Source organism: Methylocella sp. (genome assembly GCF_041905455.1).
GTDB lineage: Bacteria > Pseudomonadota > Alphaproteobacteria > Rhizobiales > Beijerinckiaceae > Methylocapsa.
Genome location: NZ_JAYRLA010000006.1, coordinates 114,066 through 139,140, shown reverse-complemented (window position 1 = coordinate 139,140; position 25,075 = coordinate 114,066). Strand labels below are relative to the sequence as shown.

Annotated in this window: 21 protein-coding genes and 2 tRNA genes; 18 read left to right on the top strand and 5 right to left on the bottom strand. The window is 67.9% G+C overall.

The window, feature by feature from the left end:
* The first annotated feature begins 19 nt into the window (after positions 1–19).
* From ACE3OG_RS07170 to ACE3OG_RS07140, 7 genes are all read left to right on the top strand, one after another.
* Positions 20–958, top strand: coding sequence for a DMT family transporter (locus tag ACE3OG_RS07170; protein WP_374307121.1), 939 nt, complete (start codon positions 20–22; stop codon positions 956–958).
* Complete coding sequence (locus ACE3OG_RS07165) at positions 955–1,434, top strand: N-acetyltransferase family protein (RefSeq protein WP_374307120.1); 480 nt, start codon at positions 955–957, stop codon at positions 1,432–1,434. Before ACE3OG_RS07170 ends, ACE3OG_RS07165 begins: the two co-directional genes overlap by 4 nt.
* The gene (locus tag ACE3OG_RS07160; RefSeq protein ID WP_374307118.1) at positions 1,431–1,949 is read left to right on the top strand and encodes a dihydrofolate reductase; all 519 of its coding nucleotides are present in this window, start codon (positions 1,431–1,433) and stop codon (positions 1,947–1,949) included. The genes ACE3OG_RS07165 and ACE3OG_RS07160 overlap by 4 nt, the downstream gene beginning before the upstream one ends.
* A gap of 125 nt (positions 1,950–2,074) precedes the next feature.
* Positions 2,075–3,187 (top strand): FtsH protease activity modulator HflK, encoded by a 1,113-nt coding sequence (hflK, locus tag ACE3OG_RS07155; protein ID WP_374307117.1) that lies wholly within the window; start codon positions 2,075–2,077, stop codon positions 3,185–3,187.
* Positions 3,184–4,125: a protease modulator HflC gene (gene hflC, locus ACE3OG_RS07150; protein WP_374307115.1), complete on the top strand. Its 942-nt coding sequence runs from the start codon at positions 3,184–3,186 to the stop codon at positions 4,123–4,125. The genes hflK and hflC overlap by 4 nt, the downstream gene beginning before the upstream one ends.
* A 141-nt stretch (positions 4,126–4,266) precedes the next feature.
* Entirely contained in the window at positions 4,267–5,778 is a 1,512-nt protein-coding gene (locus ACE3OG_RS07145; RefSeq protein WP_374307113.1) for a Do family serine endopeptidase, read from the top strand.
* A gap of 100 nt (positions 5,779–5,878) precedes the next feature.
* Positions 5,879–5,955 (top strand) — tRNA-Pro (locus tag ACE3OG_RS07140).
* A gap of 156 nt (positions 5,956–6,111) precedes the next feature.
* Here ACE3OG_RS07140 and ACE3OG_RS07135 read toward each other — a convergent pair.
* Genes ACE3OG_RS07135 through ACE3OG_RS07125 form a run of 3 tightly spaced genes read right to left on the bottom strand, consistent with a single transcriptional unit; the run spans position 6,112 to position 10,530 of the window.
* Positions 6,112–7,113 carry an HlyD family secretion protein gene (locus ACE3OG_RS07135; protein ID WP_374307111.1) on the bottom strand — a complete coding sequence of 334 codons (1,002 nt, stop codon included), beginning with the start codon at positions 7,111–7,113 and terminating at the stop codon, positions 6,112–6,114.
* Positions 7,103–9,448: an ABC transporter permease gene (locus ACE3OG_RS07130; RefSeq protein ID WP_374307109.1), complete on the bottom strand. Its 2,346-nt coding sequence runs from the start codon at positions 9,446–9,448 to the stop codon at positions 7,103–7,105. Before ACE3OG_RS07130 ends, ACE3OG_RS07135 begins: the two co-directional genes overlap by 11 nt.
* Positions 9,445–10,530: an HlyD family secretion protein gene (locus ACE3OG_RS07125; RefSeq protein ID WP_374307107.1), complete on the bottom strand. Its 1,086-nt coding sequence runs from the start codon at positions 10,528–10,530 to the stop codon at positions 9,445–9,447. Before ACE3OG_RS07125 ends, ACE3OG_RS07130 begins: the two co-directional genes overlap by 4 nt.
* A 573-nt stretch (positions 10,531–11,103) precedes the next feature.
* Between ACE3OG_RS07125 and ACE3OG_RS07120 the strand changes: the two genes are divergently transcribed.
* From ACE3OG_RS07120 to ACE3OG_RS07085, 8 genes are all read left to right on the top strand, one after another.
* Positions 11,104–12,057, top strand: a complete 954-nt coding sequence (locus ACE3OG_RS07120; protein ID WP_374307194.1) for a phosphate acetyltransferase — start codon at positions 11,104–11,106, stop codon at positions 12,055–12,057.
* Between the two features lie 2 nt (positions 12,058–12,059).
* Positions 12,060–13,262, top strand: coding sequence for an acetate/propionate family kinase (locus ACE3OG_RS07115; protein WP_374307105.1), 1,203 nt, complete (start codon positions 12,060–12,062; stop codon positions 13,260–13,262).
* A gap of 74 nt (positions 13,263–13,336) precedes the next feature.
* Entirely contained in the window at positions 13,337–13,729 is a 393-nt protein-coding gene (locus tag ACE3OG_RS07110) for a hypothetical protein (protein WP_374307104.1), read from the top strand.
* 162 nt (positions 13,730–13,891) lie between these two features.
* Entirely contained in the window at positions 13,892–16,219 is a 2,328-nt protein-coding gene (locus ACE3OG_RS07105; protein ID WP_374307102.1) for a DUF3141 domain-containing protein, read from the top strand.
* A 38-nt stretch (positions 16,220–16,257) separates the two neighbouring features.
* Positions 16,258–17,037, top strand: a complete 780-nt coding sequence (gene fabI, locus ACE3OG_RS07100; protein WP_374307101.1) for an enoyl-ACP reductase FabI — start codon at positions 16,258–16,260, stop codon at positions 17,035–17,037.
* Positions 17,038–17,175: 138 nt separating this feature from the next.
* Positions 17,176–18,219, top strand: a complete 1,044-nt coding sequence (locus ACE3OG_RS07095; RefSeq protein ID WP_374307193.1) for a patatin-like phospholipase family protein — start codon at positions 17,176–17,178, stop codon at positions 18,217–18,219.
* Complete coding sequence (locus ACE3OG_RS07090; RefSeq protein WP_374306888.1) at positions 18,219–19,679, top strand: GntP family permease; 1,461 nt, start codon at positions 18,219–18,221, stop codon at positions 19,677–19,679. The genes ACE3OG_RS07095 and ACE3OG_RS07090 overlap by 1 nt, the downstream gene beginning before the upstream one ends.
* A 190-nt stretch (positions 19,680–19,869) precedes the next feature.
* Positions 19,870–20,832, top strand: a complete 963-nt coding sequence (locus tag ACE3OG_RS07085; RefSeq protein WP_374307099.1) for a LysR family transcriptional regulator — start codon at positions 19,870–19,872, stop codon at positions 20,830–20,832.
* A gap of 191 nt (positions 20,833–21,023) precedes the next feature.
* Here ACE3OG_RS07085 and ACE3OG_RS07080 read toward each other — a convergent pair.
* Together ACE3OG_RS07080 and ACE3OG_RS07075 are read right to left on the bottom strand one after the other, a co-directional pair.
* A tRNA-Ala gene (locus ACE3OG_RS07080) sits at positions 21,024–21,099 on the bottom strand.
* Positions 21,100–21,227: 128 nt separating this feature from the next.
* A complete protein-coding gene (locus ACE3OG_RS07075; RefSeq protein ID WP_374307097.1) occupies positions 21,228–21,587 on the bottom strand; it encodes a TIGR02300 family protein in 360 nt (119 codons plus the stop codon).
* A 202-nt stretch (positions 21,588–21,789) separates the two neighbouring features.
* On the opposite strand from ACE3OG_RS07075, the gene aroA reads away from it, so the two are divergent.
* From aroA to ACE3OG_RS07060, 3 genes are all read left to right on the top strand, one after another.
* Positions 21,790–23,124 carry a 3-phosphoshikimate 1-carboxyvinyltransferase gene (gene aroA / locus ACE3OG_RS07070; RefSeq protein ID WP_374307095.1) on the top strand — a complete coding sequence of 445 codons (1,335 nt, stop codon included), beginning with the start codon at positions 21,790–21,792 and terminating at the stop codon, positions 23,122–23,124.
* Positions 23,121–23,765: a (d)CMP kinase gene (cmk, locus tag ACE3OG_RS07065; protein WP_374307094.1), complete on the top strand. Its 645-nt coding sequence runs from the start codon at positions 23,121–23,123 to the stop codon at positions 23,763–23,765. Before aroA ends, cmk begins: the two co-directional genes overlap by 4 nt.
* Positions 23,766–23,935: 170 nt before the next feature.
* Positions 23,936–25,060 carry an energy transducer TonB gene (locus ACE3OG_RS07060; protein ID WP_374307092.1) on the top strand — a complete coding sequence of 375 codons (1,125 nt, stop codon included), beginning with the start codon at positions 23,936–23,938 and terminating at the stop codon, positions 25,058–25,060.
* Positions 25,061–25,075 lie beyond the last annotated feature (15 nt).

The window sequence follows — 25,075 nt, the reverse complement described above, 5'->3', positions numbered from 1 at the left end:
CGGCCGACATGGCGCCCTCATGACCTCGACCCCGCGCGACGACGACGCCCTCGCCGTCCTCCCCGTTCCGCCCGAAGGCGTCTCGATCGGCGCCGGCGTTCTGTGGATGCTGCTGACGACGTTCCTGTTCGTCTGCCAGGATTCGCTCGCGCGCATACTCGTCGCCGACTATCCGCCGGCCGAAGTCGCCTTCGTGCGCTATTTCGTGCATTTTCTGCTCGTCGGCGGCGTTCTCGCGCTTCGCGCGCCAGAACTTCTGCGCTCGCGCAAGCCCGGAGCGCAGATCCTGCGCTCGGCCATGCTCTGCGCCAACACCGTCATCGGCATGTACGCGCTGAAGATCATGCCGTTCCTCGATTTCTCCGCGGTCGTATGGGTCGCGCCGGTGCTCGTCACCGCGCTTTCGGTCGTCCTGCTCGGCGAGAAGGTGTCGGCCGCCGGCTGGATCAGCGTCTTCGTCGGCCTCGCCGGCGTGTGGCTGATCGTCGGCGGGGCGGGAATCGCCCTGACCTGGCTCGTCGTCCTGCCGCTTCTGACGGCGCTCACCAACGCGCTCTACCAGATCGCGACGCGCTTCCTGCGCACCGCCGACGAGCCGGCGACGACGCTGTTCTACACCGCCGTCGCCGGCTCGGCCTTCTGCCTGCCGTTCCTGCCCTTCGTCGGGCTCGCGCCGACGCCGAGCGCCGCCGGCCTGATGCTCCTGCTCGGCTGCCTTGGGGCGGCGAGCCATTTCTGCATCATCCGCGCCTTCGCCGCCGCCCCCGCCAACGTCGTCGCGCCGTTCGGCTACACCGCGCTCGTCTGGGCGAGCCTCTCGAGCGTCGTCGTCTTCGCCGAGGTTCCGACGCTGCGCACCATCCTCGGCTCGGCGCTCATCGTCGCGGCGGGCCTCGCCATCTTCTTCGGGCCGCGGCCCCGTCCCGCCGCGACGACACATGAAAGGCGCGCCCCATGAAACTCTCCATCCGCAGCGCGGCGCAAGGCGACGGCGCCCTGATCTTCTCGCTCGTCAAGGAGCTCGCCGACTATGAAAAGCTCTCGCACGAGGCGCGTTCGAGCGAGGCGGACATCCGCGCGGCGCTGTTCGGCGAACCGCCGCGCGCATTCGGCGCGATCGCGCAGGACGGCGACGAGGCGGCCGGCTTCGCCCTCTGGTTCTACACCTTCTCGAGCTTTCGCGGCCGCTGCGGCATCTGGCTCGAGGACCTTTACGTGCGCCCGGCCTTCCGCGGGCGCGGCTTCGGCAAGGCTCTGATCTCCCATGTCGCGGGCGTCTGCGTCGCGGAGACTCTCGGCCGGTTCGAATGGTCGGTGCTCGACTGGAACGCGCCGTCGATCGCCTTCTATGAAAGCCTCGGAGCGAAGCTCATGCGCGACTGGCGCATCTGCCGAGTCGAGGACGAGGCGCTCGCAAGGCTCGCCGCCTCGTGAGCGCCCCCCCGCTCGCCGTCGTCGCGGCGATCGCGCGCAACGGCGTCATCGGCGCCGGCGGCGGCCTGCCCTTCCGGCTGCCGAGCGACCTCAAGCGCTTCCGCGCCCTCACCATGGGCAAGCCGATGCTGATGGGGCGCAAGACGTTCCAGTCGATTGGCCGTCCCCTGCCCGGCCGCGAAACCATCGTCGTGACGCGCGCTCCTGATTTCTCCGCGCCGGGCGTCCTCGTCGCGGCGACGCCCGACGACGCCCTGGCGCTGGGGCGCGCGCGCGCCGCGGCGATGGGCGCGGACGAGATTTCGCTCATCGGCGGCGCGCAGCTCTACGCGGCGCTGCTTGCCCGAACGCAGCGGCTCCATGTCACCTTCGTCGATCTTGAGCCGGAGGGCGACGTCCGCTTTCCGCCGCTCGACTGGTCGCAATGGCGGGAGACGGCCCGCGAGGCGCCGGAGCAGCCGCCGGGCGACGAAGCGCCATCTTTCTTCGCGAGCTTCGAGCGCGCCGAAGGATAATCGTCGCCGCGCAAGCTTGAGCCGCGCGGCGGACGATTGCCGTTCGGCCGCCGCGTCCCCATTTGTGCTGGGCAGGCCGCTTTCCTATAAAAGGGCGGCACGAACACTCGCGCGAATGAGGATTTATGCCCTGGATCAGCGACGGCGGCGGCGGCGGATCGTGGAAACCAAGCGGCGGCGGCGGCCCCTGGGGCCAGAAGCCCAGCGCGCCGCAGCCTGACTTCGAGGATTTGCTGCGCCGCGTCCAGAGCCGGCTGAAAAGCTGGCTGCCCGGCTCGGGCGGAGGCTTCGGCGGAGCGCGCGGCGCTCTCGCCCTTCTTCTGCTGGGCGTCGGCGTCTGGCTCGTCTCCGGCTTCTACACCGTCGGCCCGAACGAGGTCGGCCTCAACAAGATCTTCGGGCGCTACACCGGCAAGACCGGGCCGGGCCTCAACTACAACCTGCCCTTCCCGATCGGCGAGGTCGAGAAGCTCGCCGTCACCAACCGCAACACCATCAACGTCGGCTTCGCCTGGCGCCCGGACGGGCGCAATTCGGTCGACCTGCCCGAGGAAAGCCTGATGCTGACCGGCGACGAGAACATCGCCGACGTGAAATTCGTGGTGATCTGGCAGATCGACCCCTCGCGGCCGGAAGATTACGCCTTCAACGTCGCGAACCAGCGCGAGACGGTGAAAGCGGTCGCCGAGAGCGCCATGCGCGAGGTGATCGGCCGCAGCCAGATCCAGCGCATCCTGACCGCCGACCGGCGGGTGATCGAGCCCGCCGTGCAGGAGCTGATGCAGCGCATCCTCAACGAGTACAAGGCCGGCGTCCTCGTGCTGCAGGTGCAGCTGCAGTCGGTCGACCCGCCCGAGCAAGTCATCGCCGCCTTCCGCGACGTGACCGCCGCGCAGCAGGACCAGAACCGCATGCGCAACGAGGCCGAGGCCTACGCCAACCGCGTCGTCCCGGAGGCGCGCGGCAAGGCGGCCGCGACCATCCAGGAGGCCGAAGGCTACCGTCTCCAGACGGTGGCGGAGGCGACCGGCCAGGCGGCGCGCTTCCTGAAGATCTACGACGAATACAAAAAGGCCCCGGACGTGACCCGCGAGCGCATGTATCTCGAAACCATGGAGCGGGTGTTCGGCGGAATGGACAAGATCATCCTCGACCAGGGCGCGGAAGGCTCGGGCGTCGTTCCCTTCCTTCCCTTGAGCGCGCTCGCCGACAAGCAGAAGGAGGGGACGCGCAAGTGAGGAACGTCTCCATCTTCGTCGTCGCGACGGTCGCGATCCTCGTCCTGATCATCGTCTCGGGCGCCATCTTCACGGTGCAGCAGACGCAGCAGGCGCTCGTGCTGCGCTTCGGCGAGCCCGTCGCCGGCCGCGGCCTCGTGACCAAGCCGGGGCTGCACTTCAAGCTGCCGTTCATCGAGAACGTCGTCTATCTCGACAACCGCATCCTCGACCTCGAGGCGCCCAAGCAGGAGGTGCTCGCCTCCGACAACACCCGCATCGAGGTCGACTCCTTCCTGCGCTACCGCATCGTCGATCCGCTGAAGTTCTACCAGACGGTCGGCAGCGTCGAGCGCGCCAACGGCCAGCTCGGCTTCGTGCTCAATTCGGCGGTGCGCCGCGTGCTCGGCGAGGCCAACCTCACCCAGATCGTGCGCGACGATCGCTCCGCGCTGATGCAGCGCATCCGCGACCAGGTCGGCGCCGAAGGCGCGCGCCTCGGCGTCTCCGCGGTCGACGTCCGGCTGCGCCGCGCCGACCTGCCGCGCCAGATCTCCGAACGCGTCTACGCCCGCATGCAGACCGAGCGCGCGCGCGAGGCGGCGGAGTTCCGCGCGCAGGGCTCCGAGCAGGCCCAGAAGATCGTCGCCGCAGCCGACCGCAACGTCGTCGTGCTGCGCGGCGACGCCCAGCGCCAGGCCGACCAGACGCGCGGCGAAGGCGACGCCGAGCGCAACCGCATCTTCGCCGAGGCCTTCGGCAAGGATCCCGCCTTTTTCGCCTTCTTCCGCTCGATGCAGGCCTACGAGGCCGGCCTCAAGGCGGCCGACACGCGGATGGTGGTGAGCCCGAAGTCGGAGTTCTTCCGCTTCTTCGGCTCCTCGAAGGGGGAGGCGCCGCAGGCGGCGGCTTCCGCGCCGGCGGGCGCCGCGCCGGCCGCGGCGACGGCGGTCGAATAGCCGGGCGAGCGCGCCGGCGGCTCCGCCCGGCGCGCTCACGAAGTTGTGCTGGCGCGGCCCTCGCCTTTTTCGTTCGCCCGCGAAAATGAACCTTAAGAAAACTCGGGCGCCGCCGCGCTTTTCCCCGGAGGAATTTTCGCCATGGGCATTTCACGCTTCGCGCGACGGCGCGCCTTCGCCGCCCTGCTCGCGGCCGGGGCGCTGGCGTCGCCCCTCGCGCTGGCGCCCGATTGCGCCATGGCGAAAGGAAAGGGTCCCGACACGCTCGCCGACCTCGCCGCGCAGGTGAGCGACGCCGTCGTCAACATCTCCGCGACGCAGACGATCGACGAGAAGCGCGGCGCCGGAGCCTCGCCGCAAGCCGAGCCCGGCGCGCCCTTCGACGACCTGTTCGAGGAGTTCTTCCGCCGCCGCCAGGGCGAGGCCGGCCCCGGCGCGCGGCCGCCGCGCGAGCGCCGCAGCAATTCGCTCGGCTCGGGCTTCGTCGTCGATTCCGCCGGGATCATCATCACCAACAACCACGTCATCGCCGACGCCAACGACGTGACGGTGATCTTCGCCGACGGCCAGAAGCTCAAGGCCGAGATCGTCGGCAAGGACTCCAAGATCGACATCGCCGTCCTGAAGGTGAAGCCGGAGAAGCCGCTGAAGGCGGTGAAGTTCGGCGACAGCGACAAGATGCGCGTCGGCGACTGGGTGATCGCCGTCGGCAATCCGTTCGGCCTCGGGGGCACGGTGACCGCCGGCATCATCTCCGCGGTCAAGCGGAACATCGATTCCGGCCCCTACGACAATTATTTCCAGACCGACGCCGCCATCAACAAGGGCAATTCCGGCGGTCCGCTGTTCGACATGGACGGCGACGTGATCGGCGTCAACACGGCGATCCTGTCGCCGTCCGGCGGCTCCATCGGCATCGGCTTCTCGACGCCTTCGGCGACGGTCGCGCCGGTCGTCGAGCAGTTGCGCAATTTCGGCGAGACGCGGCGCGGCTGGCTCGGCGTGCGCATCCAGAACATCGACGACACCGTCGCCGAATCGCTGAACCTCGGCGCCGCCCGCGGCGCCCTCGTCGCCGGCGCGGACGACAAGGGCCCGGCCAAGGCCGCGGGCCTCAAGGCCGGCGACGTCATCGTCAAGTTCGACGGCGTCGAGATCAAGGAGTCGCACGACCTGCCGAAGATCGTCGCCGCGACGCCGGTCGGCAAGGACGTCGAGATCGTCATCTTGCGCAACGGCGAGGAGATGGCGAAGACGGTCAAGCTCGGGCGCCTCGAGGACAATGAGCGCAAGCCCGCCTCCCTCTCCGCCAAGCGCTCCGACGACGCCAAGCCGCCGGCCGGCGACAGCGTCCTCAAGGCGCTCGGCATGGAGTTCTCGAGCCTCACCGAGGGCGCGAGGCGCAAGTTCTCGATCCGGCCGAGCGTGTCGTCCGGCGTCGTGGTGACGGACGTCGATCCGCAGTCCGGCGCCGCCGAAAAGCGCATCCTGCCCGGCGAGGTCGTGGTCGAGATCAACCAGTCGCCGGTGAAAGACCCGTCCGACGTCGGCAAGCGAATCGACGACCTGAAGCACGAAGGCAAGAAGTCCGCCCTTCTCCTCGTCGCCAATGGCCAGGGCGAGATGCGCTTCGTCGCCCTTCCGTTTCCATAAAGCTGCGTCGCGGAAGGCGATTTCAGCGCTTGAACGGGCGAGGGGTCGCCGCTATAAGACCCCTCGTTGAGCGGCGCCCCCGATACGGAGCGTCGCCTGTCGGAGTGTAGCGCAGCCTGGTAGCGCACCTCGTTCGGGACGAGGGGGTCGGAGGTTCGAATCCTCTCACTCCGACCATATTTATTCCCAAGTCATTGACAAAAGCGGCGTTGCGTCGTGATCGCGCGGCCGGCATGGGAGCGGCGTCGATCTGAGGACGCCAATCAGCGCCTCGCGGCCGCCGAGCGCGCCGTTTCAGGAAGCGCATCCGGTTTCGTCAGACCGAAGCCCGCCTTAAGGCGCGCGCGATCCCCGCTCGTCAATCCAGACGGTCATTCCGGGCTCGATCCCCTCGACGTCGGAGACAGGGTCCGCGCGCAGGAAGAAGCTGTTGAGGTCATGGTCGCCCACCGCACGGGCGGCGCGCCACACGGCGAATTCGCCGAGCGGGCGCAGTTCGGAGACTTTCGTCTCTATCGCCGCGCCGTGCGCGTCCCGTAGACGAAGGCTCGAGCCGATCGAGAGCCCTCTCAGCGCGTCCTCGCGCAGCGTGAACGTGAACCAGCGCTCATGGCCCGCTTCGAGCGTCATCACCGGTTCGCCCGACGAGACCACCTCCCCCGGCGTGACGACGAGCGAGCGCACGACCCCGTCGACCGGCGCGACGAGGACGGTCTTTCGCAGCCGCGCGGCGAGGTCGGCGACCGTCGCTTCCGCGAGCGCGACCTTCGCCTCGGCCGAGGAGCGTTCCTCCGCCGTGGCGCCGGCCGCGGCGCGGGCGTAAACCGCCTTGCGAAACACCAGATCGGCCTCCGCCTTCTTGAGCTCCGCCGCGCCCTCGTCATATTTTTGCTGGGTCGTGAAATTCTTGCGCACGAGTTCGTCCGATCGGGCGAACTGCTGCTGCGCCAAAGTTAAATTCGCCTCGGCGATGCGAACCCCCTCCGCGGCGATCTCGACTTGCTCCTTGCGCACGCCGGCGTAGACGTTGTCGCGCTCGGCGCGGGCGTTGGCGGCGGCGGCTTTCGCCTCGGCGACGGAGGCCTCGAGCTCCGGGTTGCTGAGGATCGCCAGAACTTCGCCTTTGGACACGCGCCGGCCGGCTTCGACGAGGACCCTTCCGAGCCGGCCCGTCGTGTCGGGAGCGATGCGAATCTCCGTCTCGCGCGCGACGCCGAGCGACCGCGGGGGCGCCGCCCCGCCGGGCCGCATTCGATAGGCGACGGAGAACGCGCCGGCGGCGAGCGCCGCGAGCCCGAATGCGAGAACCTTGCGGAAGAGCCGCTTATTGCGCATGGCGAAGCCTCTCGCCGCCGAGGATGCGGGACGTCGCCGCCGCCAGCACGCCGTAAAGACCGGCGAGCGCCCAGAGCGTCATGAAATCGCGTGAAACGTCATGCAGATCGGCGCCCATCTGATTGATCCGCACCAGCCCGTCGATCGCCGACGTGCTCGGCATGAGCCGGCTCGCGAGGCGTATCCCTTCCGGAATCGCCTCCTGCGGCCACGACACGCCGACGGTGAAAAAGAGCGGCAGGCTGGTCGCGACGAACAGCAGCACCGCGCTTTCGCGTCGCCTGAACCATTGGCCGGCGAATTGCGCGAGGAAGCTCACCGCGAGCAGGAACGGCGCTGAGAACAGCAGGAGGTCAAGCGGCTTGCCGAGCGTCGAGAAGCCATAGACGCGCGGCAGGACGATGAGGTAAAGGGCGACGCCCGGCGTCGCGAGGCACAGGTGCGCCAGTCCCTGGCCAAGGATGGCGCGCGCCCCGCCGCGTCGGCTGCGGCCGTCGCTTCCAGCGCGCTCGAAGGCCAGGCCGCCGAGCGAGGCGACGCCCATGAGAAGCGTCTGCTGCAGGATGAGCACGAAGGCGGCGGGGACCACATAGCTCGCATAGCCGCCGGTGGGATTGAACAACGGCTGCGAGACGACCTCGACGGGCGCGCGGCGCGCCGCCGCCGCGTAGGCGAGGCTTCCGTCGTCCCGCGCGCCTCCTGTCGCGATCCGGCCGCCGACTGTGGCGACGGCCTCCGAAAATCCCTGCAGCGTCCGGTTGTAGAGAAGAAAATAAGCGGAATCGACATAGGCGGCGATGCGCGCGCGGTCGCCTTTCAACACGTCTCGCTGCGCCCCTTCGGGAATTGCGAGGATGGCGAAGACTTCCCGCCGCGCAAGCAGCGCATGGGCCTGCGTCATCGTCGTCGCCCGCGCGGCGACCGTCACCGCCTCGTCGGCGTCGAGGGTCGCCACGATCTCGCGGCTGAGCTCCGTGCCGTCCTGGTCGACCACGGCGACCGGGATGCGGCGCAGCACCTCGCCGAGATAGGGCTGCGGATAAAAGAAGCCATAAAGCAACGGCGAGAGGACGATGAGCGCGAAGGCGCCGCTGTCGTTCAGGATTCGGCGCCATTCGGCGAACATGGCGCCTCCGACGCCGCCGCGCGGATCGAACGCCGGTTCGCGCGGCGCGGCCGGCGCGGCCCGCGAGGGGCGCCCGGCGATCGCCCGCAGCCGCAGCCAGGCCAGCCCGAAAGCGGCCGTCGCGATCGCGCCCAAAATCGCGAAAGGCTCGGCGGAGACATATGTCGGCAGTCCGCGCGCAGCCTGATCGAACAGGATCTGGACGTACCAGCGCAGCGGCAGCAGCGAGCCCCAGAAAAGCGCGAAGCCGTTCATTCCGAACAACGGAAAGCCGACGCCGGCGAAACCGAAGGCCGGCGAGCAGAAAACAGCGGTGAGGCTGAGGCCGACCGCCAGCTTGCGCACGAGAAGCTGGAGCAGCGCGCCGATCGAAAGATAAGCGATGACGAGCAGACAGGCCGCCGCGCCCATCATCACGGAATCGCCGCGGAAAGGAATTCCATAAAGGCCGTGGATGATGACGGCGACGACGACCATCATCATGACGAAGACGCCGAACAGCGGCGCGAGCTTGCCGAGAAGCGCGGCGAGCGGGCTGCCGCCGGCCGCGCGCAGCCAGGCTTTCCGGCTGCGCGCGGAAAACTCCGAGCCGACGCTGTAGCCGGCCGCGACGGCGACGACGACGTGCAGAACCGTCGGGAGGACGGCCCGCAACAGAAATTGGGCGAAGTTGAGGGCCGGGTTGGTGAGGACATATTGCTCGACGACCAGGCGCCCGGGCCGATAGCCCGCGCCGGCTGCGGGCGGCGGCGGAAGAGTCGCCGTCGCCGCGTCGATCGCTTTCGCCAGCGCGCTCGCGGCGTTGTTGCCCGGCGTGAAGAACTGCCTGTTGTAGAAGACGACGATCTGGGGATGCTTGCGCGCGAGAAAATCATGCTCGAAATCGGGCGGAATATAGACGGCGGCGATGGCGGCGCCGGAGCGGATCGCATGCATGGCGCCCGTCAGATCGCCGGACCGCTCGGCCACCGTCACGCTTGGCGCTGACGCGATCGCCTGCACATAGACGCGCGAGATCGCCGTGCGGTCGGCGTCCACCACGCTCACCCTGAGATCGCGGATGACGGCGTCGCGGAAGGTGGCGGCGAGCAGCCCGAAGGCGATCAGCGGGACGCCGAAAATGAGGAAAAGCGCGACGCGGTCCCGCGCGATCCAGCGGATTTCGCGCGTCGCGACTGCGAGCGCGCCCGGCGTCGAGAGCCTTTTCATCGCCGCCCGGCCGGCGCTTGCGCGTAGACGCTCATGCCCGGACGAAGCTCCGGGACCGGCGTAGCCGGATAGGCGCGCACCTCGAAGGTGCGAAGGTCGAAGTCGCCCGTGGCGCGAGTCGCGCGCCATCCCGCATATTCGCCTTTCGTCGCGATGACCCTGATCTCGGCGACGATCTTGCGATCGCCGAGCGCCGGGGCGCGCATCTCGAATCGGTCGCCGACCTTGAGCTGCGCGACGAGGTCTTCGCGCAGGTCGAAGCGAAGCCAGACGTCGCCGAGGTCGACGAGCGAAAGCAGCGGCGCGCCGGGCGCGACATATTCGCCGACCTCGGCGCCGATCTGATAGACCTGCCCGCCGATCGGCGCCTTGACTTCGAGCTCGTCGACCTGCGCGCGGATCGTCTCGAGCGAGGCCCGCGCTTTCTCGACATTGGCGCGCGCGACGTCACGCTCCTCCCGCGTATGGCCGGCGACCGCCTCCTCATAGGAGAGCCGCGCCTGATCGGAGGCGCGCTGCGAGACGAGCAGCGAATTCGTCGCTTCATCGAGACGCTGCAAGGTCGCGTTGCCGTGCGACGCGAGCTCCTTGATTCTGTCGTAGATCTTCTGCGCAAGGACGAGATCGGCGTGCGCGCTGTCGACGGCGGCTTTGCGCTGCGCGACGACTTCGGCGCGCGTCCCGACCTCGACGCGGGCGAGCTCGGCCTTGGCGACGCCCAGCGCGGCCTCCATCTCCTTGAACTTGGTCAGAAGTTGAGGATTGTCGATCTCGACCAGCAATTGCTCCGCGGCGACGTTCTCCCCGCGGGAAACCGGCCGCCGACCCACCCTGCCCTCGACGCGCGCGGCGATGTCGATGCGCGTCGCCGCCGCCTCGCCCTGAATGACGAGAGGCTGCGGCTGGACGAGGTACCAGAGCGAAAGCCCTACGATGGTCGCGACGATCAGCGCGACAATGACGGCGGGGCCGCGCGCGGCGGACGTCGTGCGCTCGGCCGCTTTCGCCGGAGGGACTTCGGCCGCCCGCTCGTGGACGGGAGGCGCGCCATGATCTTCAGCTCCGTCGCCGCTGGCCGTCATGCTCATATCCCATCATGCCGCGGAAAGACGCGGCGGACGCCGAAGCAATGTCGCGCGCGCCGGCCTCGAGCTACGCCGTTTCGCGGCGAGATGATATGGGCGGCGCGCCGCTCGTTCCAGGCGCGCCCGTCCCGCGCCCCCGCCGGAATGAGAACAGTCGCCATATCGATTTATCGCGCCAGGCTCATCAACGTTTTCAAATCCTCTGTTAACAACAATCCGCGAGTCGCCGTCGTGACTTTTATTCATCGGCGCATGAAGACAATTCATCGCCTATTTGATTGACAGCTTTTAGCCTCCGTGCAACTTAGCCGGTCACAAGCGGAGAAATCGATATGTCATTATTCTCTATTCCCGCTTTAGACAATAGCTGTAACTTGCCGCCGCTCCTGTCTTTTACAGCGACGCAGGACCGCTAGGGCGCGGCCGACGCTTGTAAACTGGGGAACGGCCTTTGTCGGATTAACCTGCTATAATTCAAGCACGCGACGTTTTCCGGGTCGGCGGCGATCCGAGGAGCGGGCCGCCTACGCGATGGATGCGGCGGCGCCGGCGAACAAACCAGGCTTCTTCATGACAGGCGTTGAATCCGGAACCCACGAAAAATACGATCGGCTGATTGACGCGGCGCAGAAGCTTCGGCCGCCGAAGGTCGCCGTCGTCCACCCTTGCGAGCAAAATTCGCTCGAAGGCGCGCTCGACGGCGCGCGCCTCGGACTGATCGATCCGATCCTGGTGGGGCCTCCCGATCGAATCCGCGCCGCCGCGTCCGCGGCGAGACTCGATATTTCCGGTTTCGAGCTTGTGGCTACGGAACATAGCCATGAGTCCGCCGCGCGCGCAGTTGAGCTGGTCAGGGCGGGCAAAGCGGAAGTCCTCATGAAAGGAAGTCTGCATACGGACGAATTGATGAGCGCCGTCGTGAAAGCCGACACGGGTTTGCGCACCGCCCGGCGGCTCAGCCATTGCTTCGTGATGGACGTTCCAGGGCATGCCGATCCGCTGATAATCACCGACGCCGCGGTGAATATTTTCCCGACGTTGGCGGATAAAGTGGATATTCTCCAAAACGCGATCGACCTGGCGCACGCGTTGAAATTTCCCGCCGTCCTCGTCGCGATCCTGTCCGCCGTCGAAACGGTGAATCCGAAAATTCCCTCGACGATCGAAGCCGCGGCCCTGTGCAAGATGGCCGATCGCGGTCAGATCGTCGGCGCGATCCTCGACGGCCCTCTCGCCCTCGACAATGCGATCGACCCGGAGGCCGCGGCGATCAAGAAACTGGCGTCGCCGGTCGCCGGCCGCGCCAATATTCTTCTCGTTCCTGATCTTGAAGCCGGCAACATGCTCGCCAAGAGCCTCACCTTTCTGGCCGGCGCCGACGCCGCCGGCATCGTGCTCGGCGCTCGCGTTCCGATCATTTTGACCAGCCGCGCCGATTCCGTGCTTGCGCGGCTCGCGTCATGCGCCGTCGCGTCGCTCCTCGCCGACAGCCGCAGGACAGACGCCAGCAGGGCGGTCTCCTGATCATGCCGGTCAACGTCATCGTTGTCGTCAACGCCGGCTCGTCAAGCATCAAATTCTCCCTGTTCAAGCAGGAGCAGTCGAAACTTCGCGTTTTTCTGAAAGGGCAGATCGAGGGTCTCTACACGGACGCGGCGCATTTCACGGCCCGCGAGATCGGCGGGGAGACGATCGACGAAAAACGCTGGAGCGCGGAAGTCGTCACGCATGACGCGGCGATGCGATATCTCCTCGATTTCATGCGTGCGCGTCTCGCCGGCTTCACCGTCGAAGCGATCGGGCACAGGATCGTTCATGGCGGCGAGGAATTCGTCGGACCCGTCCGGCTCACGGCCGAGGCCGTCGAAAGGCTGGAGCGGCTGACGCCGCTCGCGCCATTGCATCAGCCGCATAATCTCGCGCCGGTTCGCGCGGTGTTCGACATCGCCCCCAATCTCCCGCAAATCGGCTGTTTCGACACGGCTTTTCACTCCACGCAGCCGGCCCTCGCCCAGGCCTTCGCGCTGCCGGTCGAGATAACCGGCCGCGGCGTCCGCCGTTACGGCTTTCACGGCCTCTCCTACGAATATATCGCTTCGGCGCTGCCCGAACATGACGCGGACCTCGCGCGCGCCAGGGTGATCGTCGCTCACCTTGGCGCCGGCGCGAGTCTTTGCGCGCTCGAGGCGGGACGCAGCGTCGCCTGCACGACGGGCTTCACCGCGCTCGAGGGCTTGCCCATGGGCACGCGGTCAGGCGCGCTCGATCCGGGGGTCGTGCTTTACCTCTTCGACGAATTGAAGATGGAGCTGCGCGACGTCATGCGGCTTCTCTACAAGCAATCCGGCCTGCTCGGCGTTTCCGGCGTTTCGAGCGACATGCGCGTCCTCGAGGCGAGCGAAGACCCGCGAGCGCGATTTGCGATCGATCTTTTCGTCTACAACATCGGCCGACAGATTGGATCGCTCGTCGCCGCGCTTGGCGGGCTCGACGCGATCGTCTTCACCGCCGGCATCGGCGAGCACAGCGCGGCTGTGCGCCGCTCCGTATGCGCGGGAGCCGCCTGGCTGAACGTCGTTCTCGAAGAAGGCGCCAACCAGGCCGGCGTCGGCAAAATCAGCGCGCCGGAAAGCGCCGTGTCGGTTTGGGTCGTTCCGACGGATGAAGAGCTGATGATAGCCCGTCACGTCGGAAAGGTGTGCGCAGAAGCGGATTTCGGAGGATGTTGATGGAAGAAGACGCGCATTCGACCGCCCACGCCGTCGACGAGACGTTCATGTCGGTGAGCGATCTCAAGGCCTATGTGACGCGCGTCGAGACGGCCAGGGCCTCGAATTCCGACGCCGCGATGCAGGAGGCCGACAAGGCCAAGAGAGAGCTCATCGCAAAGCTTTCAAAGCCGATCGAAATCACGCGGGAGAAGCTTGAGTCCTTGCGGAGCCGCGTCGAAGCCGCCGCCTCACGCAACGAGCATGAGTTGATGATCCTGCGCTTCCCGTCGGAGCTTTGCACGGACAAGGGCCGCTCGATCAATGTTCCCGAAGAGAATTGGCCGGATTCGCTCATTGGCGCGCCCCGTCAGTTCTATGAAATCTGGAAAGAAAAATTTCAGCCGCTCGGCTATGGGCTAAAAGCCTTGATCATCGACTGGCCGAAAGGCTTCCCGGGCGACGTCGGAATGTTTCTGACCTGGTGACCAGGAGCCCGAACGGCCCGTCGCGATCCTGAGGGGGAACGGCGGCAGGCGGAGATTTTCACGCGCCCCCCCTCAGATCGCGCTCGGCGAGGTCGCGACATCTTGCGCAAGAGCGTCGACGCGCGCCAGACCCGGCGCGCATCGGCGAGAAAGGAAATCGCAATGGCTGCAACGGCGTATAACCCCGCGGAGTTTTTCGACGCATTCTGGCGGTTCTGGCCGGTCGAAAAGCCGTTCGCGCCAAAAGGCGACGCTTCGAACCCCTTCCCCGGAGCGGCCGGCGCCGCGGCGCCCTTCTGCGCGCTGGGACCGGCCGGGGACTATTGGATCGACGCTTTCCAGCGCTCCATCCTGTTTCTCGACGTGCTGCGGCGTCGCGGCGACACCTATATCGAGCGGACGCAAGAACGCGCGCCGCATGTGCTGCAGTTCAAGGTGAGCGTCGTCGCCGACGGCCGAGAGTTTCCGCGGCCGGTGAATTATGTCCTGACCCGGATCACGCCGCCGGAGAACGCGCCCGCCGATCCCAAAAAGCGTCCGTTCATCGTTTTTGACCCGCGCGCGGGTCATGGGCCCGGCATCGGCGGCATGAAGGCGGAAAGCGAGATTGGCCAGGCGGTCGCCGCCGGCCATCCGTGCTATTTCGTCGGCTTCCTGCCGACGCCCGAGCCGGGTCAAACCATCGAGGACGTCTGCGCGGCGGAAGCGCGCTTCGTTCGCGAGGTCGTCGCGCGGCACCCCGAGGCGGAGAGCAAACCCTGCCTCGTCGGCAATTGCCAGGCGGGCTGGCAGATCGCCATGGCGGCGGCGGTCGATCCCGAGCCGGTCGGCGCGCTCATTCTCGCCGGCTCGCCGCTATCCTATTGGGCCGGCGTGCGCGGCAAGAATCCGCTGCGCTACCTCGGCGGCCTCCTCGGCGGGACCTGGCTCACGGCGCTCGCCGGCGATCTCGGCGCCGGGATTTTCGACGGCGCCTCGCTCGTCGAGAACTTCGAGCGGATGAACCCGGCGAACACCTGGTGGAAAAAGCCCTATAACGTCTACTCGAAGATCGACACGGAGGCCGAACGCTTCCTCGATTTCGAAACCTGGTGGGGCAATCCGGTTCTCCTCAACGCGGGGGAGATGCAATGGATCGCCGACAATCTCTTCGTCGGCAATCGCCTGACGTCAGGAGAGATCCGCACGTCGGACGGAATCGGGATCGATCTGCGCAATATCCGCGCGCCCATCATTGTTTTCTGCTCGCAGGGCGACGACATCACGCCGCCCCAGCAGGCGCTCGGCTGGATCACCGACCTTTACGCCACCGACGCCGCGCTCGCCGCAGGCGGGCAAACCATCGTCTACGTCGTGCATGAATCGATCGGCCATCTCGGCATTTTCGTCTCGGGCAAGGTGGCGACGAAAGAGCATGATAAATTCGTCAACTGCATGGACGCGATCGACCTGCTGCCGCCGGGCCTTTTCGAAGCCGTCATCGTCGAGCTCGAAGAGGAAACCGTAAATCGCGATCTCGTGTCCGGGCGCCACCTCATGCGTTTCGAGCCGCGGCGTCTCGCCGACATCCGCGCTTTCGGCGAAAACGCCGCGGAGGATGAACGCCGCTTCGCGACGGTCGCCCGCGTCTCGGAGGTGAACAAGGCGCTCTACAAGACGTTTCTCGCTCCGGCGGTGCGCGCCGCGACCACCGACGCGACGGCCGAATTCATGCGCGACGCGGACCGCAACCGCCTGCGCTTCTCTTTCTTCTCCTCGCGCAACCCGCTGATGCAGCCTGTCGGACCGCTGGCCGAAGCGGTCCGCGCCGCGCGCGCGCCCGTCAGGCCAGACAATCCTTGCCTCGCCGGCGAGCGCGCCTTCTCCCAGGCGATGACCGACGCCCTCGAGGCTTTCAGCAAGGCGCGCGACGCGCTGACCGAGTCGATTTTTCTTTCGGTTTACGGCGCGCCGCTTCTTCAGGCTTTCGTCGGCCTCGATCCAGGAGACGTCCGGCCGCGCCAGACGCTCGCGCGCGATCTCGCGCGGGACGCCGCGGAGAAAAACCTGCGCGCGGAGCTCGCCGCTGAAATGGAGCGGGGAGGACTGCTGGAGGCGGGACTGCGCGCGCTGGTCTATGTTTATCGCGGCGAGCCCTCGATTGACGAGCGGGCCTTTGCGGCGCTGCTGCAGCTGCGCGACCGTCAGAAGCCGGAGACGCGCCCCGGCCTGTCGCAGGTGAAGGACATGCTGCGCCGCCAGATGCTGATCGTGCGAACGGACGAGGAGCGCGCCGTCGCCGCGCTGGCGAAGCTGCTTCCCGCGTCGGCCGCCGATCGCGCGGCGGCGCTCGAAGCCATTCGCGGGATCGTGCTTGCGAGCGGCGAGCTAAGCGCGGAGGGCGCGCGCCGCCTCGCGCGCATCGAGGCGATCTTCTGCGAAAATTCCGCCTCGGCTCCGCAACCGGCCCGAACGCCGCAGCTCGTCGCGGCGAGAGACGCCACAGCCTGAAATGGCGCGCGGCGCGATCCGCTCGCCGGAGTTTCAAGATGCATACAGTCGTTCCACCGGTCTTGCAGGGCAAGAAAGCGCTCGTCGTCGGCGTCGCCAATGACGAGTCCATCGCTTACGGTTGCGCAAAGGCGTTTCGCGCGGCCGGGGCGGACATCGCGCTGACCTATGTCAACGAGAGGGCGCGCGCGTTCGTCGCTCCGCTCGCGGAGGCGCTTGAGGCGGACGTCTTCGCTCCGCTCGACGTCGAGAAGAAGCCTCAACTCGAAGCCGTGTTCGACGAGATTCGCGAACGGTGGGGTCGGCTCGACATTCTCGTTCACTCGGTCGCCTTCGCGCCGAAAGAGGACCTGCAGGGCGGGCTCCTGAACTGTTCGGCCGAAGGCTTCGCAAAGGCGATGGACATTTCGTGCCACTCCTTCATTCGCATGGCGAGGCTCGCCTCTCCGCTGATGACTGAAGGCGGAACGATGTTCGCGATGACCTATCTTGGCGCGAATTACGTCGTCCCGAATTACAACGTCATGGGGCCGGTGAAGGCCGCGCTCGAGGCGTCGTGCCGCTATCTCGCCTATGAGCTCGGCCCGGCCGGAATTCGGGTGCATGCGATTTCGCCGGGGCCCTTGAAAACGCGCGCAGCCGGAGGCCTCAAGGATTTCGACGCGATGCTGAACGAAGCGGCCAAAAAGGCGCCTGTCGGGGAGCTCGCCGACATCATGGACGTCGGCCACGCATGCGCTTATCTCGCGACGCCCTTCGCCCGCCACGTCACTGGCGGAACGGTGTATGTCGACGGCGGCGCGCATATCGTCGTCTAGCGCCGTCGCGCCAATCGAACCCCCTGGCGCGATGGCGCGGCCTGGCCTTTTGTCCATTCGCTCCGCATGACGCCGGATGAGCGCGCGTCGTCTGCGTGAGGCGCGCGCGGCCTGAAGTAAAGGAGGATTCTTTTGGCTTTGGAGACTTCGACGGCGCTGATTGAGCGCGGGCCGGTTCTGGTCGACCTCGCGCTGCAGGGCGGCGGCGCCCATGGCGCCTTCACCTGGGGCGTGCTCGACCGCCTGCTCGAGGAGCCCTGGCTGCAGATCGACGGCGTCTCGGGCACCTCGGCCGGGGCGATGAACGCCGCCGTGATGGCCGACGGCTACACCCGCGGCGGCGCGCCGGCCGCGCGCGAGGCGCTCGCCGGCTTCTGGCGGGCGGTCGCCGACGCCGGGCGCTTCAGCCCGCTGCGGCGCGGCCCGCTCGACCGGCTGCTCGGGCGCTGGACGCTCGACTCCTCGCCCGTGTTCATCGCCATGGACATGATGAGCCGGCTGTTCTCGCCCTATGACGTCAATCCGCGCGGCGTCAATCCGCTGCGCGACATCCTCGAGGCGCAGATCGACTTCAGGCGGCTGCAGGACTCCTCGATGCGGCTGTTCGTCACCGCGACCAACGTGCACACCGGACGCGGCCACATCTTCCGCAACGCCGACGTCACCGCCGACGTGCTGCTCGCCTCCGCCTGCCTGCCGACCATGTTCCAGGCGATCGAGATCGACGGCGAGCCCTACTGGGACGGCGGCTACTCCGGCAATCCGGCGATCACGCCGCTGGTGCGCGAATGCCGCTCGGAGGACACCATCCTCATCCAGATCAATCCCGTCGAGCGCAAGACCACGCCGCGCTCGGCCGCCGAGATCCTGAACCGCCTCAACGAGATCGCCTTCAACTCGGTGCTGCTCAAGGAGCTGCGCATGGGCGCGCTGCTGCGCCGCATGGCCGACGCCAAGGACGAGGAGGGGCGCCTGTGGGCGCAGATGCGCATCCACCGCATCGCCAGCGACGTGATGAACGAGCTCGGCGCCTCCTCGAAGCTCAACGCCGAATGGGCCTTCTTCGAGATGCTGCACAAGGAGGGCCGCAAGAGCGCCGACGCCTTCCTGCAGGCCCACGCCCATGACCTTGGCGTGCGCTCGACGCTCGAAATGGACCCGCTGCTGGAGGCCAGGATCTGATGGGGCTCGTCGGCATCCTCGCAGCCCTCGCGCTGCTCATCTTCCTCGCCTATCGCGGCTGGAGCATTCTCGTCATCGCTCCCGTAGCGGCGCTGGTCGCCGCGGCCTTCTCGGCGCAGCCGCTGCTGGCGCACTGGACGCAGACCTTCATGGGCAGCGCCGGCCAGTTCGTGGTCTCGTTCTTTCCGATCTTCCTGCTCGGCGCCGTGTTCGGCAAGCTGATGGAGGATTCGGGCTCGGTCGCGGCGATCGCCGACTACATGACCAGGACGCTCGGGCCGCAGCGCTCGATCCTCGCCGTCGTGCTCGCCGGCGCGCTGGTCACCTACGGCGGCGTCAGCCTGTTCGTCGCCTTCTTCGTGCTCGCGCCGATGGGCCAGGCGCTGTTCCGCTCGGCGAACGTGCCCAAGCGCCTGATGCCGGCGGCGATCGCGCTCGGCACCTCGACCTTCACCATGTCGGCGCTGCCCGGAACGCCGGCGATCCAGAACGCCATTCCGATGCCCTTCTTCGGCACCACCCCCTTCGCCGCGCCGGGCCTTGGGATCATCGCCTCGGCGATCATGCTGGCCTTCGGCATGTGGTGGCTCTCGCGCGCCGCGCGCCGGGCCAACGCCGCCGGCGAGGGCTATGGCGGCGCGCCGCTCGCCGCCGAGCCGGCGCTCGCCGCCGCCGGCGACGCGATCGTGCGCGAGCGCGCGACGACCGCCGGCGCCTTCGATCCGGCCGAGATCGGCCGCAGCGAGAAGCGCAAGGGCCAGCCCTCGGCGCTGGTCGCCTTCCTGCCGCTCGCCGTGGTGGTGGTCGTCAATCTCCTGATGTCCTTCGTCGTGCTGCCGCGCATGGACGCGTCCTATCTGGCGCAGCCGGAATGGGGCTCGACGTCGCTCGCCGCGGTCGGCGGCGTCTGGGCGGTCGTCACCGCGCTGGCCGCGGCGATCGTCGTCGTGACCGCGCTCAACTTCCCCGGCGTGCCGTCGCTGCGCGCGACTGTGGACGCCGGCGCCAACGCCTCCACCCTGCCCGTGCTCAGCGTCGCCAGCCTCGTCGGCTTCGGCTCGGTGGTGGCGGCGCTGCCGGCCTTCGCGGCGGTGCGCGACTGGGTGCTCGGCATCGGCGGCGGCCCGCTCGTCTCGCTGGCGGTGGCGACCAACATCCTCGCCTCGCTCACCGGCTCGGCGTCGGGCGGCCTCACCATCGCCCTCGACGCCCTCGGCGAGTCCTACATGAAGATCGCCGCCGACACCGGCCTCAGCCCCGAGCTGATGCACCGCGTCGCGGTGATCGGCGCCGGCACGCTCGACAGCCTGCCGCACAACGGCGCCGTGGTCACCCTGCTCGCCGTCTGCGGCTGCACCCACAAGGAAAGCTACCTCGACATCGTCATGGCCGCCATCGTCGGCGCCCTCATCGCCCTCATCGCCGTAATCGCACTCGGCAGCGCCTTCGGATCGTTCTGAAGCCCCGCGCGCAGCCGCCGGAAACGAAAAAAGCCGCAAACCTTAAGCGGCCGTTTTCCTCCCGCGGCTGCGCCCTCGACGCGACGAAAGTCGTCAAAGCTTTTTCAGGCGACGGTTTCCCTGTTCTCGGCGCGTCATGGCGATATGATCGCCAAATCTCGTCCAGCATGGCCATGAATGAGCAAACATCATGTCGTTGCGTCGGCTTGACTTAAATCTTTTCCGCGTATTTGAAGTCGTTTTCAAACATCGCAGCGTCAACGAAGCGAGCAAGGAGCTCGGCGTGACGCCGTCCGCCGTGAGCCACGCCCTGGCCCGTTTACGTCAGGCTCTCGGAGACGAGCTGTTCATTTATCGGGAAGCGGGCATGGAGCCGACTGCGCGCGCCCTTGAACTCGCCCCTGGCGTTTGCGACGGCCTGGGACGGATCAAGGAAGCTATCAACGCCAGACCTTTCGTCCCGTCGGAGTCGACCCGAATATTCCGGATCTCGGCTACGGATTATACGACCGCCACCATCCTCACGAGTCTGGTCGCGCGGTTGGCCAAAGTTGCGCCGCAGATCGACTTACGCATATTTCCCTGCAACCGCACGGACGTGATCAGACATCTCGACGACGGCCGCATGGATCTCGTCATCGGCTGGTTCGACGGTTTGCCGGACCGGATGCGCCGAGCCACTCTCATGGTCGAGAAAGAGTCGATAGTGGTGCGCCGCGGGCATCCATTGACCGAAGGCGCGGTGACCAAAGAGCGCCTGCTCGCCTTCCCTTATATCGTCGTCGAACTGACCGGCAGCGAGGATCAGGGAGTCGACGGATTTCTGGATGACCGGGGCGTGTGGCGCAGGACATGGATCGATCGCCTTTTGATCGAGACGAGCGAGGAGGAACGGGACGCCGTCGCTCACGTCGCGGTCTCCCTCCCGCACTACGCCGCGGTTCCGCAGATGCTTCAAACTACGGATATGGTCGCCACCCTGCCCGAGCGGCTGGCGCGTCAGGCGGTTGAATCAGGGTCGGTGGCCATTCTCGACCTGCCCTATGAGCCATTGACCGTGCCTGTCGAGATCATATGGCATTATCGCGCGGATCAGGATGCGGGCCTTCGATGGCTCATAGACGAGCTGATCGACATCACCCGAACAACATGATTGACGCCATGTCGCCGGCTCCATGGACAGGTCGGCAAGCCGATCCGCTCGGCCTCGAGCGACGAGAAGAAGATCCGCGACGCATCATATGACGCGCGCCGATCAATTCTCGTCGGATTGGCGACGTTCCGACGGGCGGCGCCGCCGCGCTCAATCTTATAAACGACCGAATTTCAGTCAGAAACGGACGATGGTGGAGCCAGACGGAATCGAACCGACGACCTCTTCAATGCCATTGAAGCGCTCTCCCAACTGAGCTATGGCCCCATCGTTCTACAATCGTCCCGACGGCCCGGTTGGGCTGGACCGCCGCCTTTTCGCGCCCGCCGCGGCGGGAGGGCCGCTGTATAGCCGCATCGAAGCGGGCGCACAAGCCAAAGATTGCGGCTAAATTTCTAGGGCTCCTCATCCTCTTCGCGGTCGCCGTCGATCAGGTCGCCGACGTCGTCGCCGTCCTCCTCCTCCTCCTCGAGGAAGGCGTCGTCGTTGACTTCGATCTCGACGTCCTCGTCGACGGCGGCGGAGATCTTTTCAGCCTCCGCATCCGCGTCCTCGAGCGAGACGATCTCGGCGCCGCCGGCCTCCGCCTCCTCGTCGTCGTCGGCGGCCGTCGCCCGCGCCGCGGCGCGCGAGACGGCCGCGCTCTGGAAGATCGTCCCGCACTTGGGGCAGACGATCGGCGAGCGGTTGAGATCGAAAAAACGTGCGCCGCACGCCTGGCACTGATGCTTGGCGCCGAGTTCTGGTTTGGCCACAGACTTGAACCTCTTCGAGGAACGGGGCTCTGCCCCTCTCCGCAACGTTTCGTCCGGTTAGTGATCGCCAAGGCGCATGTCAAATGGAAGTTCGCCGCGCTGATCCGCGTTCTCTCCGGCCTTTTGATGACAAGCGCGAGGCCGCCATGCTAACGAGCCGGCTTCGGCCGCCGCGGCGGCGAAACGACAGGCGGGGCGGATCATGGAGGGGGCGGCGGAGCGGCTCAGCGCGCAGGCGAGCGGGCCGCTCAGAGGCGGGCTCAGGCCGCCGGGCGACAAGTCGATCTCCCACCGCGCCCTCATCTTCGGCCTGCTCAGCGTCGGCGTCACGCAGATCGAAGGCCTTCTCGAAGGCGAGGACGTGTTGAACACGGCTAAGGCCTGCCGCGCGCTCGGCGCCCGCGTCGAGCGGCTTGGCCCCGGCCGCTGGCGGGTCGAAGGCTGCGGCGTCGGGTCGTTGCTCGCCCCTTCGCAGACGCTCGACTTCGGCAATTCCGGCACCGGAATGCGCCTGATGATGGGCGTCGTCGGCGGCCATGACCTCACCGCCCGCTTCGACGGCGACGCCTCGCTGCGCAAGCGGCCGATGCGGCGCATCCTCGATCCGCTCGAGCTGATGGGCGCACGCACGCTTTCCCAGGCGGAGGGCGGGCGCTGCCCGATCGAGCTCAAGGGCGCGGCCGAGCCTCTGCCGATCGAATATCGCTCGCCGGTCGCCTCGGCGCAGGTCAAGTCGGCGGTCCTGCTCGCCGGGCTCAACTCGCCGGGCCGCACGGTGGTGATCGAGCCGGAGGCGAGCCGCGACCACACCGAGAAGATGCTGCGCTATTTCGGCGCGGACGTCGCCGTCGAGCCGTTCGGCGCGGAAGGGCGCAAGATCACGCTCGAAGGGCGCCCGGAGCTGCGCCCGAAGCCGATCGTCGTGCCGGGCGATCCCTCGTCCGCCGCCTTCGCCCTCGTCGCCGGCCTGATCGCGCCGGGCTCGGAGATCGTGATCGAGGCGATGATGATGAACCCGCTGCGCGTCGGCCTGCTGACGACCCTTCTCGAAATGGGCGCCGACGTCGAAATCCTCGACCGCCGCGAGGAAGGCGGCGAGGAGGTCGCGGACCTGCGCGTGCGGGCGAGCGCGCTTCATGGCGTCGACGTTCCGGCCGGCCGCGCGCCGAGCATGATCGACGAATATCCGGTCCTCACCGTCGCCGCCGCCTTCGCGCGCGGAACGACGCGGATGCGCGGCCTCGCCGAGCTGCGGGTCAAGGAGTCCGACCGTCTCGAAGCGGTCGCGGCGGGCCTTCGCGCCTGCGGCCTCGAGCCGCGGATCGAGGGAGACGACCTCATCGTCGAGGGGCGCGCCGGCGACGTGCGGGGCGGCGGGCTCGTCAAGACCCATCTCGACCACCGCATCGCCATGAGCTTCCTCGTGCTGGGCCTCGCCGCGCGCGAAGGGGTCGCCATCGACGACTCGCGGATGATCGCGACGAGCTTTCCCACCTTCCGCGGCGAGATGGAGCGGCTCGGGGCGCGCTTTTCATGATCATCGCGATCGACGGGCCGGCGGCCTCCGGCAAGGGCACGATCGCGCGCAAGCTCGCCGAACGCCTCGGCCTGCCGCACCTCGACACCGGGCTTCTCTACCGCGCGACCGCGCGCGCGCTCATCGACCACGGACGCGGCCTCGGCGACCGCGACGCCGCCGTCAGCGCCGCGCGCGGCCTCGCGCTCGCCGACTTCGACGAGGCGGCGCTGCGCAGCCGCGAAATGTCCGAGGCCGCCTCGATCGTCGCGGCGATTCCTGAGGTGCGCGCCGCGCTCGTCGAGCTGCAGCGCCGCTTCGCGCGGCGCCCCGAGGGCGCGCTGCTCGACGGACGCGACATCGGCACGGCGATCTGCCCGGACGCCGACTGCAAGCTCTTCGTCACCGCGAGCGCCGAGACGCGCGCGACGCGGCGCGCGCTGGAGCTTCGCTCGCGCGGAGAGAAGGTCGATTACGGCGCCGTGCTGGAGGACATCCGCCGGCGCGACGAGCGCGACTCGAGCCGCGCGGCGGCGCCGTTGCGCGCCGCCGGGGACGCCATGGTGCTCGACACGACCAAGCTCGACGTCGAGGCGGCGTTCGAGGCGGCGCTCGCCATCGTCGAGGCGGCGACGCGCCGGCGGGCGCGCGCGGCGCTATAATAGAGAGCGCGCGGGCGGACGTCCGATTTCGCGAAGCTGTGTCGAGCGCGCAGTTTCTGCGCCGCGCGAATTATCTTAAGAAATCCTTGCGCCATCTCGCGACGGGCTCGCCCGCGCCGGCGCGCCGCGCTGCGCGCCGGCTCGAAAGGCGGAAATGGACGATCGCCGGGATGACTTCCGCAGGGCCGCAACCGATCGTCGAGGACGATCCTATAGCTTCGGGACCGGCGCTCGCGCCGACGCCTGAAGATCGCCTCGCGCTCGACGCGCCCGGGACGGCGGAGGCCGGAGTCGCGGCGGCGATCGTCGTCTCGCTCGCCGTCCACGCCGGAATTTTCGGCCTCGTGTGGGGTTTCGGCGCGCCTGAGCGCGAGCCGCCGCCGCAGGAGATTCCCGTCGAAGTCGTGATGGAGCAGCCGAAGCCGGATGCGGCGGCGCAGGCGAAAGCCAAGGCCGAGGCGGAGAAGGCGCAGGCGGCCGGCAAGGCGCAAGCCGCGCAGGAACAGGCCGCTCAGGCGAAAGCCGCTCAGGAGAAGGCGGCTGAGAAGGCCGCCGAGGAGGCGAAGGCCGCGCAGGCGAAGCAGGAGGCGAAAGCCGCCGAGGAGAAGGCGGAGCAGGAAAAGGCCGCGCAAGAGAAGGCGGCTCAAGAAGCCAGGGTGGAGCAGGAACGGGCCGCCCGGGAAAAGGCCGCGCAAGAGGCCAGAGCGGCGGAAGACGCAAGGGCTGCGCAGGAGAAAGCGGCGCAGGATAAGAAGCAGGCCGAGCGCGAGGAGCGACGCGCCGCGCGCGCGCAGCGGCAAGAAGCCGAGAAGGCGGCGGCGAAAGAGGCGGCGGCGGCGAAGGAGGCCGCGAGAGAGGCGCAACGTCAGGAGGCCGCGGCGGCCGCGCAGCAGGCGCAGGCCGAGCAGAAATTCGCGCGCGCGCCGACCGGCCTCGCCCTGCCCTTCGACAACGGCCCGCTTCTGTTCCGCGCCGTCGCCGTGCCGCTGCCGACCGAGGGCGGCGAGGAGGCGATGAGCTACAAGGTGATCGTCTTCGGCATGCTCGAGCGCGCCAAGCAATATCCCGAAAGCGCGCGCGAGCGCGGGGCGCGCGGCAGGGCCGTGGTGACCTTCTCGCTGAACGACGCCGGCGACGTCACCAAGGTGTCGCTGCTGCGCTCGAGCGGCGAGGCGGACCTCGACGTCGAGAGCCTGGCGCTGGTCGCAAGGGCCGCGCCTTTTCCGAAGCCGCCGCCGGGCGCGCAGCGCGACTTCGCGGCGGAGATCACCTTCGACATGCGCGAGAACCCGTGATTTCAGCTTCGCCCT